At 33.4% G+C, this 15,282-nt stretch carries 16 protein-coding genes and 1 other annotated feature; of the genes, 1 reads left to right on the top strand and 15 read right to left on the bottom strand.

The window, feature by feature from the left end:
* Positions 1-37 precede the first annotated feature (37 nt).
* Genes EUBIFOR_RS05810 through truB form a run of 8 tightly spaced genes read right to left on the bottom strand, consistent with a single transcriptional unit; the run spans position 38 to position 5,891 of the window.
* Entirely contained in the window at positions 38-886 is an 849-nt protein-coding gene (locus tag EUBIFOR_RS05810) for a polyprenyl synthetase family protein (RefSeq protein ID WP_118011937.1), read from the bottom strand.
* The gene (gene xseB, locus EUBIFOR_RS05805; protein WP_003865034.1) at positions 873-1,082 is read right to left on the bottom strand and encodes an exodeoxyribonuclease VII small subunit; all 210 of its coding nucleotides are present in this window, start codon (positions 1,080-1,082) and stop codon (positions 873-875) included. Before xseB ends, EUBIFOR_RS05810 begins: the two co-directional genes overlap by 14 nt.
* A gap of 1 nt (position 1,083) precedes the next feature.
* Positions 1,084-2,415 (bottom strand): exodeoxyribonuclease VII large subunit, encoded by a 1,332-nt coding sequence (xseA, locus tag EUBIFOR_RS05800; RefSeq protein WP_003865033.1) that lies wholly within the window; start codon positions 2,413-2,415, stop codon positions 1,084-1,086.
* Positions 2,412-2,789: a transcription antitermination factor NusB gene (gene nusB / locus EUBIFOR_RS05795; protein ID WP_003865032.1), complete on the bottom strand. Its 378-nt coding sequence runs from the start codon at positions 2,787-2,789 to the stop codon at positions 2,412-2,414. Before nusB ends, xseA begins: the two co-directional genes overlap by 4 nt.
* On the bottom strand, positions 2,790-3,686 hold the full coding sequence (locus tag EUBIFOR_RS05790) for a 5'-nucleotidase (RefSeq protein WP_003865031.1): 897 nt from the start codon (positions 3,684-3,686) through the stop codon (positions 2,790-2,792).
* Positions 3,687-3,721: 35 nt separating this feature from the next.
* On the bottom strand, positions 3,722-4,051 hold the full coding sequence (locus EUBIFOR_RS05785; RefSeq protein ID WP_003865030.1) for an Asp23/Gls24 family envelope stress response protein: 330 nt from the start codon (positions 4,049-4,051) through the stop codon (positions 3,722-3,724).
* A gap of 29 nt (positions 4,052-4,080) precedes the next feature.
* On the bottom strand, positions 4,081-5,067 hold the full coding sequence (gene ribF / locus EUBIFOR_RS05780) for a riboflavin biosynthesis protein RibF (RefSeq protein ID WP_040466245.1): 987 nt from the start codon (positions 5,065-5,067) through the stop codon (positions 4,081-4,083).
* A complete protein-coding gene (truB, locus tag EUBIFOR_RS05775) occupies positions 5,067-5,891 on the bottom strand; it encodes a tRNA pseudouridine(55) synthase TruB (protein ID WP_003865028.1) in 825 nt (274 codons plus the stop codon). The genes ribF and truB overlap by 1 nt, the downstream gene beginning before the upstream one ends.
* A 279-nt stretch (positions 5,892-6,170) precedes the next feature.
* On the opposite strand from truB, the gene EUBIFOR_RS05770 reads away from it, so the two are divergent.
* On the top strand, positions 6,171-6,752 hold the full coding sequence (locus EUBIFOR_RS05770; protein ID WP_003865027.1) for a hypothetical protein: 582 nt from the start codon (positions 6,171-6,173) through the stop codon (positions 6,750-6,752).
* Positions 6,753-6,806: 54 nt separating this feature from the next.
* Here EUBIFOR_RS05770 and EUBIFOR_RS05765 read toward each other — a convergent pair whose 3' ends face one another.
* The 7 genes from EUBIFOR_RS05765 to EUBIFOR_RS05735 all read right to left on the bottom strand — a co-directional run bounded on the left by EUBIFOR_RS05765 (position 6,807) and on the right by EUBIFOR_RS05735 (position 15,281).
* Complete coding sequence (locus EUBIFOR_RS05765; protein ID WP_003865026.1) at positions 6,807-8,450, bottom strand: AAA family ATPase; 1,644 nt, start codon at positions 8,448-8,450, stop codon at positions 6,807-6,809.
* A 59-nt stretch (positions 8,451-8,509) separates the two neighbouring features.
* A complete protein-coding gene (gene aspS / locus EUBIFOR_RS05760; protein WP_003865025.1) occupies positions 8,510-10,246 on the bottom strand; it encodes an aspartate--tRNA ligase in 1,737 nt (578 codons plus the stop codon).
* A 2-nt stretch (positions 10,247-10,248) separates the two neighbouring features.
* Positions 10,249-11,559: a histidine--tRNA ligase gene (hisS, locus tag EUBIFOR_RS05755; RefSeq protein WP_040466244.1), complete on the bottom strand. Its 1,311-nt coding sequence runs from the start codon at positions 11,557-11,559 to the stop codon at positions 10,249-10,251.
* 38 nt (positions 11,560-11,597) lie between these two features.
* Positions 11,598-11,787 (bottom strand) — a binding site (T-box leader).
* Complete coding sequence (locus tag EUBIFOR_RS05750) at positions 11,787-12,521, bottom strand: YebC/PmpR family DNA-binding transcriptional regulator (RefSeq protein ID WP_003865023.1); 735 nt, start codon at positions 12,519-12,521, stop codon at positions 11,787-11,789. Its footprint overlaps the feature before it by 1 nt.
* Positions 12,522-12,580: 59 nt before the next feature.
* Positions 12,581-13,567 carry a PhoH family protein gene (locus tag EUBIFOR_RS05745; protein ID WP_003865022.1) on the bottom strand — a complete coding sequence of 329 codons (987 nt, stop codon included), beginning with the start codon at positions 13,565-13,567 and terminating at the stop codon, positions 12,581-12,583.
* Between the two features lie 12 nt (positions 13,568-13,579).
* Entirely contained in the window at positions 13,580-13,759 is a 180-nt protein-coding gene (gene rpsU / locus EUBIFOR_RS05740; RefSeq protein ID WP_003865021.1) for a 30S ribosomal protein S21, read from the bottom strand.
* A gap of 79 nt (positions 13,760-13,838) precedes the next feature.
* Entirely contained in the window at positions 13,839-15,281 is a 1,443-nt protein-coding gene (locus EUBIFOR_RS05735; RefSeq protein WP_003865020.1) for a UDP-N-acetylmuramoyl-L-alanyl-D-glutamate--2,6-diaminopimelate ligase, read from the bottom strand.
* Between the last annotated feature and the right edge of the window lies 1 nt (position 15,282).

Genomic DNA, 15,282 nt, shown 5'->3' with positions numbered 1-15,282 from the left:
TATTAATATACCCCTTTTTTCAAAGAAATTCCATATATTAATATGTACGCTTTAATAAAGTATCCAATACTTTTGTTAGTGAAGTTACATCACAACTGACTTTATCTAAAGATTTACGAATGGTTTCATCATAACTTTTAACCATATCCTTAGCTCCTTCAAGACCTAATAAAGATACAGCTGTTACTTTATGATTATCTTCATCACTCAATGATTTTCCAACCACTTCTTCACTACCAACAACATCTAAAATATCATCTTGCATCTGAAATTCCAACCCTAACACAAGACCAATCTTACGGAAATGGTCAATGTCGTCAAATTTATTCGCTAAAATACAACCACATACTAAAGGCAAAGTTAATAATTTACTTGTCTTATAGTGATCAATTTCTTGCAAAAGGGCAAATGTTGGATTTGTATCATTTTCAGCCTGCAAATCTAATGTTTGACCATAGATCATACCATCAATACCTGCATACCAAGAAAGTGCTTTAACTAATGCCACTTTTTGTTTCGCACTACATTCACTATCAAGTACGACTTCAAAAGCTTTGGTAAGTAGTCCATCCCCTGCAAGAATAGCCGTTGCCTCATCATAGGCTTTATGACAACTCGGTTTACCACGACGCAAATCATCGTTATCCATAGCTGGAAGATCATCATGTACTAATGAATAAGTATGAATCATTTCAATGGCACAAGCACAAGGATATCCAACATGAGCATCCATTCCATAGCCTTCTAGTACAGAAAACAACAACATAGGACGTACTCTTTTTCCACCATTCATTAATGAATAAGCCATCGCATCTTTTGTACGACTATCATCATTTTCTTGTACACGTACTAATAGATAATCTTCAAATTCTTTATTCATCAACATCTTGATTCACCTCCATCAACTGATCCATTTTCGTTTCAAATTTCTTTAATTGTTTCTCACATTGAGCGCTTAACTTTAAACCCTCTTCAAATAATGACATTGCCTCTTCAAGTTCTAATTCATTATTATTAAGTAAAGCCACAATTTCATCTAATCGTTTCATGGCTTCTTGAAATTTCAATTGTTTTGCGGCCATTTTATTCCTCCTTGCACGATGCAATACGAGATGTTATTACACCATCATGCACTCTAGTTATCATTATATCATCACTTTTGACATCACGGATACTTTTAACAACTTTATCTTCCACTTTAGAAATACTATACCCTCTTGAAAGCACTTTTAAAGGCGAATAGGCATCCAATAAAGCACAATCACGCATGAGTAGATGTCTTTTCTCTTGAATTTTATTTTGCATACTAACTTCAAGTTTTTCAGGAATTATAGAAAGTTTTTGTTTGGAATCTTTAAGAATTTGACTCATATTAAAAGCAAGTTGATGCTTATAATTCTTAATTAAATTCATCTTTTGAAGTTCTAAAGAAAGTGCATGTTCCATTTGTGTATGATATGCATCCAATTTTAATTGTTTATCTACAATAAAAGCTTTTGGATCTTTTAAATACGGATGACTCTTGTACTGTTCTAATTTTGATTTATAGCCATTTAAAATCAAAGACATATTTCGATAAAGCAATTCTTTATCTTTTGCAATTTTATTCATCACATCATATTGATCGAAAGTAACCCATTGAGCAGCTGCTGTAGGCGTAACACTTCTATGATCACATACTAAATCACATAGAGTTGTATCTACTTCATGGCCTACACCACTGACAATATATGTATTCAAGTTATAAATTGTCTTTATAAGCTCTACATCGTTAAAACAAAACAAGTCCTCAAAACTTCCTCCACCACGAACAATCAATAAGGCATCATGTCCAAAAGTATCTGCCTTTTTCAAAGATTGAATCAAACTTTTAGGCGCAAAATTACCTTGCACTAAACTAGGGTATAAAGTGACTTTCATCATCGGCCAACGCTTTTGAATTGTAGACAAGACATCTTGTAATGCAGCAGTACCTGCGCCTGTAATTACACCAATATTTTCAATATATTCAGGTTTAGCTTTTTTGTGATTCGCATCAAAATAACCAGCTTTTAAAAGATCTTGTTTTCTCTTTTCAAACTCTAAATAAAGATCTCCTAAACCATCTTGTTTCATTTGACGAATGACAAGCTGTAAACTTCCTCTTTGTTCATATACATTAATGCTTCCTGAAACTAAAACGCGCATGCCTTCTTGTACATTAAAATTTAATCGCGATACATAGCTTGAAAACATAACACAACTCATTTCACCACTTTTATCTTTTAAAGAAAAATAATAGTGGCCAGACCTATGTTTTGTCAGGTTGCTGATTTCACCTTGAATCCAGATACCGTCTAGATCCATCGTTTGTGTTAATATATTTTTAATACGAGCAATAACACTTGAAATACTTACAACCATTTCATTTCTCATAGTTGATCAAGAACTCCATTTAATAATTTGTATGAGTTGTCATCGCAATATTTTTTTGCCAGTGTTATAGCTTCATTAATGACAACAGCCTTTGGCGTATCGTTAGCCAAAATTTCCTGGAAAGAAATTAATAAAATAGCTTGTTCTAACATACTTAAACGATCAAAATCCCAATCGTCTCGTAATAATTCATTGATTTTTTGTTCAAATGCTTCTTTGTTTTCGATTGTTCCCATTGTTAAACTGTATAAATATCCATCAATGTCATTTGAACCTTTCATTACGTCAAATACACATTTACGAATATCCTTTCCTAATAATAAGTGTTGATACACACTTTGCATCGCAACTACACGTTGTTCATGTCTATTCATTTACATTTCTCCTTCTCTATATGGTACACGAGCACTTGGTACTACATCACTTGCAGGTAGTGCGTGCACGTCTTGATCATCAAAAAATATATTGGCGCCAAAACAAGCTAAGACATCTGCTTTTTTAGCACCTTGCATAAAGAATACTTCATCTACGACAATATTCCATGCTCTTAAAGTCTTAATCACACGAACTCCCGTATCTTTATTTCGGGCTGTGACTATAGCTGTTCTTAATACATTTAAATCTTTCGTTTCATTTTGAAGCCAAGATAAACTCTTTAATAACGAAGCCATAGGACCTTTTTTTAAGGCCACATCTTGATTTAGAATTTCATTTTCAGTAAAAGCTTCTAAACCATGTTCCTGATAGATCTTTTCAGATTCTGCCGAAAATAATACGGCATCTGCATCAAAGGCAATACGAATCTGATGATCTGGAAAGTTATATTTTGTATCTCTGGCATAGATCATACCGGCCGCAAAACCAGCATGGATCGCATTCGATACATCATTTTCATTACATGACAAGAATAAATCGACACCAAAAGCCGATAAATATCGACTGATGTCTTCTCCACCACTTAAAACCATACGACCAATATCCATATCATAGTGCTCAAGTGAATGGATTATACGTAATGACGTATCCGCACTATTTCTAGACATAACGATTACTTCAACCAATTTTCGTTTAGCTAGTTTATTGATGTTTAATAAGTTTTTTACTAACCCAAAACCACTTCCAGGACTTAATACATCATTTTCATGAACTATTTGATATTCACGATATGCATCCAATCCTTCTTTTTCAAAAACTTCATTTTCTTTTTCCAAATTAAACAAAGCCCTTGAACTAATACCTACCACAAGATAATTTTCAAAAGATACACTCATAAATTTTAAAAAAAGGAAACCTTTGAAAGATTTCCTTAAAAAATAAATCCAGTAACCTGAATTTCGATGGCTTCAGGTTTAAAGTCGGTCATATAAGAAATACTTTCAAAGATCTTGTTTTGTAGATTTAAACATACATCACTCACATTTGCCTTGTGATTGACTTTAACAGGAATGGATAATGTCAATTTATTATCATCCACTTTTGTGACAATTCCCGTCTTAAATGGTTTTGTTCCTTGGGCAATTTGAACGTTTTCATCTTCTTCAATTACATTCTGTGCAATTGTTGAAAAAACTGTCTTATTTAAAGAAATAACACCATATTCATTACCTGGTTCTAGTTCAATATATTCTTTCGCCATAATTTCACCTTCACTTCTCTTTTAGTATATCAAAAAAGTGATTTAAACTCAAAAACTTTCGCATCCCAAAGTACAGCTGTTTTTTGAACATACATCTTTTCACGTGAAATCACTTTTTTACAAGTAATAATATCACTCTCTAATTGTTTCTTTAACTCTTCAAACCCATTAAAGCGAATTTCATTTCGTGTCTTTTTTAAGAAAAAGAAACGAACTCTTTGATCATAAATGTCTTGATCAAAATCAAAGATATGTGCTTCAATCGAAACTTTTTTATTTTCAAAAGTCGGATTGTTTCCTACATTGATCATAGCTCCATAAAATGTATCATTCACACAAACAAAGCCTGCATAAACACCACTAGATGGAACTAAATAATCAGCATTTGCCCCAAGATTTGCGGTAGGAAATTTTAATAAGGTGCTTCCCCTTTTGAAACCATGTTCAATGATTCCTTCAATCGAATACATATATCCCAATAATTCATTGGCCAAATCGATCTTGCCACTTTGAATCAACGGCTCAATACGACTTGATGAAATCTTCTCATTTTTTGAATTCACACTATCAATCACAGATACATTGAAATAATCTTGATTTTGTAAAGTATGAACATTCCCAGAATTTTTAGAAGCATATTTAAAATCAAAGCCACAAGTGATATGACATACATTCATCTTTTGTAACAAGAGGTGAAATGCATCTACATCTAAAGCGGCAAAATCCTTAGAAAAAGTAATAACATACATCACTTCAATTCCCATTGCACTTGCCAAATGAATTCGATCTTCAAGTGTAGTGATATGTCTACATACGCGATCTGGAAAGAAGATTTTCCAAGGATCTGGATCAAATGTAATCAATCCACTTTGAACGCCCAATTCTTTTGCCTTCAAAATACAATTGTCTAACAACGCTTGATGCCCCGTATGTAAACCATCAAAGAAGCCAATACAACAAGAGCTTTTTAATAAATCTTTTGGAACATTCAAATAATCAATACGAATCACTTCCATTACCATAGACCTCTTTTACTTTTAAATAAGCCTTCACGCTCTTTTTCATAAATTGCGATAGGCTTTCCTGCATCTAAGATACAAACTTCATTGTTGGAATTATCTAAGCGAATACGTTTTCCCTGATACACGTCTTCAATCGGCTGATAATTGATTTTATCCAAATGATCCAATACATAAATTGAAGGATATAAGATAGGCTCTTGTGTTTCTAAATCTTCTAGAGTCTGTGCCTGATCAATTGTAAAGCGTCCCACTTTAGTTCGTCTTAAGCTTTTCATACAACCCAAATTATTTGTGTTTAAAGCCAAATCTCGACAAATACTACGAACATACGTTCCACTTGAACAAGCCACTCTAAAACGATAATCCCCTAAATCTTCCATTGAATAGATTTCAATATCGCTATAGACTTTAGGAACTTCAAGCCCCTCTCTTTGATAATCCATTAATTTTTTACCATTCACTTTTTTATTTGAAGTTTTTGGCACCAATTGATGGTTCTTTCCAACAAATTTTTGTAGTTCCTCTGAAAAAGAAAAATCCAAATTCACCTCTTTTTCAGCTTCTACTTCACCCCAAATATCATCGGTAGAAGTGCTTTTTCCAAATTCAATCTGACCAATATATTCTTTATCTGTATCACTTAAAAACTGAAGTAACTTACAAGACTTTCCACAAAGAACCACCAAAACGCCTGTTGCGTTAGGATCTAATGTTCCTGTGTGCCCAAATTTTTTTTGTTTATATTTTTTTCGAAGCCAATTTACAACATCATGGCTTGTCATACCATACGGTTTATCAATAATTAAAATTCCATCCATAATTTCACCTTTTATATTCTACTTGTTTTTAAAGGCACTTGCAACTATGCACATTTCATACTAAAATGTCAAGACTTGTATTCTATTATGAAGTTCGCTATTATAAAAATGCCTAAGGACATTAATTTTTCCTACACTCGAGATAAGGGAAATCGGATGTTGAATTGTTGTGTTGAAGACCCGCTACGCGTGGGGATCCTAATGCTGTTCACAGATTACCCACCTGTACTTAACAGGGAAAGATCTCATGTTCTTAGGCTTTTTAAATAGGTAAAAAGTATGAACGCAAAAGAAGAATTTATTCAAATCTATAAAGAAAATATCCATCGTGAAGGTGCCGATGCCTTTCTAGAATTTCTAGAAGGTCCTCACTCTGATTTTTTTACAGCACCTGCAAGCACACGTTTTCATGGCAACATGGAAGGTGGCCTATGTGCGCATAGTGTGCATGTCTATCATTGTTTAAAGGATTATCTAGATAGACAAAGAGTAAAAGAAATTTATAAGATGAGCTATAGTGATGAAACCATTGCGCTTGTCGCCTTACTTCATGATGTATGTAAGATCAATGTCTATAAAAAAGGTACAAGAAACAAAAAAATCGATGGGCAGTGGCGGCAAGTGGATGTATTTGAATTTGAAGATGACATTCCTTTTGGTCATGGTGAAAAAAGTGTATACATGATTCAACCATTTATGCGCATAACACGAGAAGAAGCGTTTGCGATTCGTTATCATATGGGATTTTCTGGAAGTGATCCTGTTAATAATGTGGGGAAAGCTTTTGAGATGTTCCCTTTAGCCTTTGCGTTAAGTACTGCCGATATGGAGGCTACATATTTTTTAGATGAACAAGTCTAGATGACTTGTTTTTTTTTACGAAAAAAATGCAGTACCTAAGTACCGCATATAAGCCTATCTTTCAACCCATTTCATCTTAATATCTTTTCCATGATGAGCTAATCCTATATAAATCACTTCTTCTTTTAAATCAAACGAGTAATTTTTAGATTGAATCTGTTCAATTTCTTCATTTGTTAGATTATCAAGATCGGATTCTAAATTTTTAGAAGTACCTTTTAAATATTTAAATTCCAATACAAAAGAAGTAGATTTACTATATTTTGCCTTTAATACAAGGTCAAAACGTCCTTTTCCAGCTTCCATATTGCTTATAATTTCATAATCTCTAGATAAACATAAACACATCCCAAGCATCATCATATGATAGCTATTTTCATTCTTTAAATCATGATAACTAGGTAACATTAAGATGTTTTTATATTCTTTGATAAATTCATCCGGTTGTTCTTGAATCAAGAAACGTAATAGTCGATTTAATTGTCCTTCATTTAAGGAAAGATAATATTCAGTTAAATTTCTAAATTCTCTATTCACTTCCTGATTTGGAATTCGAATGCGATAGAAGCTATCCGTAATATCAATGACTTTATCTATTGTTAAATATCCCGCATTCACAAATAATCCCCATAAATTTGGAGTGCTTTTCACTTCATAGAAGCTAGTTTGCGTATTGACTTGTGTATCTAAATATCCATTTTTGATTAAATCTTCATATTGATCTTTATAATCTAAATCTGCATTCTTGATATTCTCTTTAATCATTGTATTTGCACTTGTATTGATCCAATATGGAATTAATTCTTTCTTTTGAGCGTAATTTAATATAGACCAAGGATTATATATATCAATACTTCCGATTTTGTATCCGTCATACATAGATTTAACATCATCATTTAAAGTTAAACCATACGTATTTAACAATTGATTAACTTCATCTGTATTAAACCCAAAATACTCACTATAAGCAGTATCGAGTACCGAATTCACATCTAAATTATTCAGATCACTAAAAATATTTTCTTTCGCAACTCTTTGAATTCCAGTAAGTAGTGCATATTTTAAACAATCCGATGTTTTTAAAGAATTATGAAGTAAACCTGATAATCCACCTCGTAATTCTTCATAGCAGTCATTCACGTGAGCTTCAATAAATGGTGTATCGTATTCATCTATGAAAACCATGACTTGTTTATTATAGTAAGCATAGAGTCTTTCCATCAAGAATGATAATGCATCATTGATTCCATTTAAATTATTACTGTGAAAATCCATTAAATTAGATTCAATATAATCATGTTCTTTTTGATCGTATTTATTTAAATTTTTAAAAACATATTCATATTTTGCCCATTCGCTTAGAATTTGTTTTTTTATAGTTGTGATAATAGATTCTCTATCTCTTTTCGCATTCGCAAACGAAATAAAAATAGTAGGATATCGATTCATTTCGTTTATATAGTCAGAATTCATGATCACTGTATTTTCAAATATATATTTAGAATCTTTTGTAACATCAAAAAAAGAAGCCATCATAGACATGTTTAGAGTCTTTCCAAAACGCCTAGGACGCGTAATCAATGTGACTTTGCTTTTTCTTTCTAAAAATTCCTGAATCATATTGGTTTTATCAACAAAATAATAGTTATTATTTCTGAGTTCTTCAAAATTTGAAATGCCAATTGGAATTGCCTTCATCTATATCACCACCTATATAATTATAGCAGAAATACGAAAAGACAGGAAAAAATCCTGTCTTACTTTGTTTCAATACCTAATTCTTTTAATTGTGTTGGATCTACTGGACTTGGTGCCTGTGCCATTAAATCCGATGCACTTGCTGTTTTAGGGAATGCCACTACATCACGAATGTTGTCTGTACCCGCTAAAATCATTGTTAAACGTTCTAGACCGATACCTACACCTCCATGAGGTGGAGTTCCATATTGGAACGCATCCATAAACCAGCTGAATTTTTCATGTGCTTCTTCTAAAGTCATACCAATGGCTTCAAAGACTTTTTCTTGAAGTTTTTGATCATGAATACGAATTGAACCTGATAATAATTCATATCCGTTTAATACTAAGTCATAAGCTCTAGAATAACAATGTGCTGGATCCGACATCAATTTATCGACATCTTCTAAGTTAGGAGATGTAAATGGATGGTGAGCCGCTACATAACGGTTTTCATTTTCATCATATTCAAACATAGGGAAATCAGTAACCCATAAGAATTCATAGGCATCCTTGTTAATCAAATCTAAATCGTGACCTAATTTCACACGCAATGCACCTAAAGATGTTTGCGCCACTTTCTTTTTATCCGCTACAAAGAATACAATATCGTTTTCTTCAATATTTAACATTGTACGTAACGCTTCTTTTTCAGCATCTGACAATACTTTTGTGACACTACCCGCAAAACCTTCAGATGTTAATTTTAAGTTGGCAAGTGCTTTTGCACCATATACCTTTACATAATCTTGTAACTTATCTAATTGTTTTCTTGAGAACTTATCGGCCCCATTTTTAACATTCATAGCCTGAATGATGCCACCTTCATTCAAACAATTTTCAAACACTTTAAATTCAGTATTTGCGAAGACCTCACTCACATTATATAAAGGCATGTCAAAGCGTAAATCTGGTTTATCTGAACCATATTTTTCCATACAAGTATCATAAGGGATACGTTTAAATTCTGGTAATTCAATGCCTTTGATATCTTTGAAGATTTCTTTCATTAAACCTTCCGTCATTGACCAAATGTCTTCTTCATCCACAAAACTCATTTCAATATCGATCTGTGAGAATTCAGGTTGACGGTCAGCTCTTAAATCTTCATCTCTAAAACAACGTGCAATCTGGAAATAACGATCCATTCCACCAACCATCAATAGTTGTTTATATAATTGAGGCGATTGTGGAAGTGCATAGAATTCACCTTTACTAATACGACTAGGCACTAAATAGTCACGAGCCCCTTCTGGTGTAGAACGACATAAAATAGGTGTTTCCACTTCTGTAAAACCATATTTAGCTAAGTAGTTACGAACTAATAAAGTAATACGATTTCTTAAAATTAAATTCTTTTGAAGAACAGGTCTTCTTAAATCCAAATAACGATATTTTAAACGCGTATCCTCTAATGCATCTGTTTCATCCGCAATGATCATAGGTGTCGTGATTGCTGTATTGACGATTTTTACTTCACTAACTACAACTTCAATTTCACCTGTTTCAAGTTTAGGATTCTTATCTTTTCTTTCTACAACAGTACCCTTTACTTGAAGTACATATTCATTACGTACATCACTGATTTGTGCTGCAATATCTTCATTGAATACAAGTTGTGTAATACCATAACGATCTCTTAAATCAATGAAAACCAAAGCTCCAAAGTTTCTACGTTTACTTACCCAGCCACATAAAGTGACTTCTGAATTTACATCTTGAAGACGCAATTCACCATTATTGTGTGTTCTATACATTTTTATTCTCCTTCATGCTCGTGATGATGATGACTTTCTTCTTCTAAAACAGAGTCAACATAAGGAATCAATTTCTCGACTTCGATTGATTCTTGTTCTTTATGCGCAATATTTTTTACTGTGACTTTCTTTTCTTCCAATTCCGATTTACCAATTAAAATCGCAAGTTTGGCCTTTGAACGATCCACAGCCTTAAATTGTGCCTTAAAACTTCTTTCCATCATATCCATATCACAACGATATCCATAAGCTCTAAGCGAAGTTAAAACTTCAAACGCATATGTTCTAGCTTCTGGATCTAGACACATTACATAGGCATCTAATGCAGGCTTTGTTTCAAGTTCAATACCTTCTGCTTCTAAAGCAATCAACAAGCGTTCCATACCTAAGGCCCATCCAATACCACTCATGCCTTCTGGTCCACCAAAGTATGAAATCAATCCGTCATAACGTCCTCCTGCTAAAACAGTTGATTGTGCACCCATTTCTGAATTCATAGATACAATTTCAAATACAGTATGCGTATAGTAATCTAATCCACGAACCAATTTATCATCAACTTCATATGGAATTTCGAGTTTATCTAATAATTCACATACTGTGTTGAAATATTCTTGGCTTGCCTCATTTAAGTAATCCGACATCTTAGGTGCATTTTTCATACATTCATGATCGTGATCCACTTTACAATCCAAAATACGTAATGGATTTTGTTCATAACGACGTTTACAATCACTACACAATTCATCGACATAAGGTGCAAAATATTCTTTTAATGCACTACGATAGTTTGCACGAGATTCATCATCACCTAAAGTATTTAAACATACTTTAATATCATTTAATCCCAATGATTTAAGAATTGAGAATGCAAGTACGATTGTTTCGACATCGACATAAGGACTTTTTACACCCAATGCTTCTACACCAAATTGATTAAAGATACGCATTCTACCTTTTTGAGGACGTTCATGTCTTGACATAGGACCCATATAATAGAATTTTGCGGGTAGATCTGGATTGGCATACATTTTGTTTTCTACAAAACTACGAACCACTCCAGCTGTACCTTCTGGACGTAATGTTAATGATGTTTTTGAGTTTTCAAGTTTAAAAGTATACATCTCTTTGTTTACCATATCACTTGAGTCATTTTCTCTTTTGAAGACTTCTGTATGTTCAAAAATTGGTGTACGAATTTCATCATAATTGTACATGTAACAAAAGCTTCTTAATGTTTGTTCAAGAGCTTGCCATTTGTAAGAATCAGATCCAAATACATCCTGACAACCTCTAGGAATTTGATATGCCATGCGTTTTCCTCCTTTAAATAAACAAAAAAACGCCCTGATATAAGGACGTTTTAAACGCGGTACCACCTTATTTTATACGTAAAGTATACACCTCAAGTCTTAACGCGACCAACGGTTGGTTTTTGTCCAACTCCTCCAAAGTGTCCCAATAAGTATTCTACGAAAATTTTCACCAACCATTTTCTCTCTACAGTATATCCTTATCTTCTTCTTTTTCTTAGGATTAATTATTCAGCTTCATCTAGATTTGAAACGTTATGATATACATTTTGTACATCATCCACTTCATCTAGTAAAGTTACTAAACGTTTGAATAAAGTTAAATCTTCACCATGAAGTTCAACCTCTTCATTTGGAATCATCTTATCTTCTAAGACTTCAAATTTAACATCTGGAATCAATTTTTCAACAACAACTTTTGCGTCATCCAATTGTGTTGGATCAACTGTAATTGTCATATATCCTTCTTCGATTTCAATGTCATTTAATTCAATTTCAGCATCTAATAAAGCATCCATCATAGCTTCTTCATTATCATATTGAATAACGATCACACCTAAGTGTTCATATCCAAATGATACAGATCCACCTACACCTAATTTAGCGTGTGATTTATTGAAACAAGCTCTTAAATTGGCAATTGTACGGTTCGCATTATCTGTTAAACAATCGATAATGATTGTAGATCCTGCACCTTGGCCAAAACCTTCATAACGAGCACTTGAATAACTTTCATCTGCACTACTTTTTGCCTTTTCGATTGCACGTTTGATTACGTCAGCAGGCACATTGTTGGCCTTAGCACGATCAATGGCTTTCTTTAAAGTTTGGTTCATATCTGGATTTGGGTCACCGTTCTTTGCAGCAACTAAAATCTCTTTAGAATATCTAGAATAAATTTTTGCTTTCGCATTGGCAGTTTTCTGCATTGCGGCAGCACGTACCTCAAAATGTCTTCCCATAGATTTATCACCTTTCAATATATTTTTTACAGTTTTTAATTATAACAGTCAAAACCAAATTATTCAACCTTGGCATAACGTTCAATAATTTTTTGAACTAAAGGATTACGAACTACATCACTATTTTCTAAGTGAATGATCGAAATACCATCTATATGATCCAAGATCGTACAAGCTTGCATCAAGCCCGAGTCTTTTTTCTTGATCAAATCAATCTGTGTAACATCCCCTGTCACAACCATCTTACAATTTTTACCCATACGTGTTAAAAACATCTTCATTTGTGCACAAGTCGCATTTTGAGCTTCATCCAAAATCACAACGGCATCATTCAATGTACGTCCACGCATAAAAGCTAAAGGCGCAATTTCAATCACTTGTTTTTCTACATATTTTTCAACCGTTTCTAAACCAAGCATTTCATTTAGCGCATCATATAAAGGTCTTAAATAAGGATCGACTTTTTCTTTCATGTCACCCGGTAAAAAGCCTAATGATTCACCCGCTTCAACTGCAGGACGTGTAAGAATAATTTTTTCAACACGTTCACTTTTAAGCATATTTACCGCATACGCAACCGCTAAATAGGTTTTACCCGTACCCGCAACACCAGTCGCAAATACAATTTCATTATGACGCATCGCATCACATAAAATAGCTTGTCCAATTGTCTTTGGATATATCATTTTTCCTGTTTTTGTCTTACATACAGCTTGTAGCTGATGCGCTTTAAAATCTTTCAAACGATTCTTAGAAGCCAACGAACAAATATAATTCACATCTTGGCTATTTAAACGATGTTGCGTATCAATGATTGAAAAACAAGCATCAATCACTTCTTCGACCTTATGTGTATCTAAAGTATCATTCACTTCTACTTTAATTTTTTGGTCACGAATCATAAATACAGATTTAAAGCACTTATTCAACATTTCCAAATTGGAATCTTGAAATCCTGCAAAAATCTGAATTTCTTCAAATGTTCGATCGGAACAATCAAATTCTAAAAAAGACACAAATTTCCTCCTCAAGAAAAAAATCTGCATTAAAAATGCAGATTATTTACCTCTACGTGCTTTACGTGCAGCTTCAGATTTTAACTTTCTGCGTACACCTGGTTTTACGTAAAATTCTCTTTTGCGCGCCTCAGCAAGGGTGCCATTACGAGAAACCTGACGTTTAAATCTTCTTAAAGCGTCATCAAGTCCTTCGTTTTCTTTAAGAACTACTTTTGGCATATTCACAAACCTCCCTTCCCAAGATTAGCAAAAATATTATATCAAAGATTTCGTATAATGCAAGTCTATTTATAAAATTTTAACCTAAATTTGCCTGAATACACTCTTTAGCCGCTACATTATCGCCTACCCAAGGAGCTCTTCCGTTCTCCCGATAAATAAAGCTTTCATCTCCTTTACCAAGAAGTAAAACAGTATCACCTTCTTGAGCTGAACTAATAGCTTGATGAATTGCTTCATAACGATCTTGCACAAATACATGTAATGTATTTTGAATTCCAGACTTAATTTGATCTGCAATTTCTTTTGGATCTTCATCACGAGGATCATCTTCCGTAACAATAATATAATCACAGTATTTATCGGCTAATTCACCAAATACTTTACGCTTATGTACGTCACGTTTACCTGCAGAACCAAACACCGCAATTAAACGATGTCCTGGCATTGTGATACTTCTTCCAAACTGCATCATCTTTTCCATACCATCTGGAGTATGCGCAAAATCAACGATCACATTGTATGGCTGACCACAATCAATACGTTCCATACGACCTTCTACTTGTGCAATATGACTGCATTTTTCAATAATTTTATCTAAATCATAACCCGTTTCATTTAAAGCAGACACAGCAGCAAGTAAGTTATACACATTGAAGTTTCCCACCAAATTTGTCTTGATTGGATACATATGACCTGAGTATACTAAATCAAATTGTGTACCTTGTGAACTCATCTTAATATTAATAGCACGATAATCCGCTTCTTTATTAATACCATAAGATACAACACGTGCTTTGGAGCAATCTTTTAATGCCTCATATTTTTCATCATCACGATTTAAAATAGAAACACCATTTTCTTTGACAAGATTTTTAAACAACAAGCTCTTCGCCTCAAAATAATTTTCCATTGTTCCATGAAAATCTAAATGATCATATGTCAAATTGGTAAAGATTGCGCAATCAAATGAAATACCATCTACACGATGTTGAGCTAATCCATGACTTGATACTTCTAATGCGCATGCCTTCATCCCTACACGAACCATATCGGCTAGTTTAGATTGTAAAAAAAGTGCATCAGGTGTTGTTAAATTTGGCTGCAATTCAATATCCCCATATTTAATCGCAATGGTACCAATATAACCACATGGCGTTTTATCATTGATCATGTCACGAATGATATTTGTGATTGTTGATTTTCCATTTGTCCCAGTAACACCATACATTTTTAGTTTATCACTAGGCTTGGCATAGAAAATACGAGCCACCTTATTCATCGCATCATTAACATCTTCCACACGAATATAAACAGCACCAGATGCCATATTCAATAATTCTTTAGAATGAACAATACATACGGCTCCATTTTTTATAGCAGAATCAATAAAGTCATGTCCATCATTTGTAAGGCCAGGTAAACAGAAATAGATATTTCCAGGTCTTACCGTTCTTGAATCAAAGCTTAAGCCTGTAATGTTCACTGTAGGTGCATTTTTAAATAGTTTGCTTAATCGCATA

The organism is Holdemanella biformis DSM 3989 (assembly GCF_000156655.1).
In the GTDB taxonomy this organism is placed as follows: domain Bacteria; phylum Bacillota_I; class Bacilli_A; order Erysipelotrichales; family Erysipelotrichaceae; genus Holdemanella; species Holdemanella biformis.
Note: the sequence above shows the minus strand (reverse complement) of the source record. Positions and strands in the feature narration are given on the sequence as shown.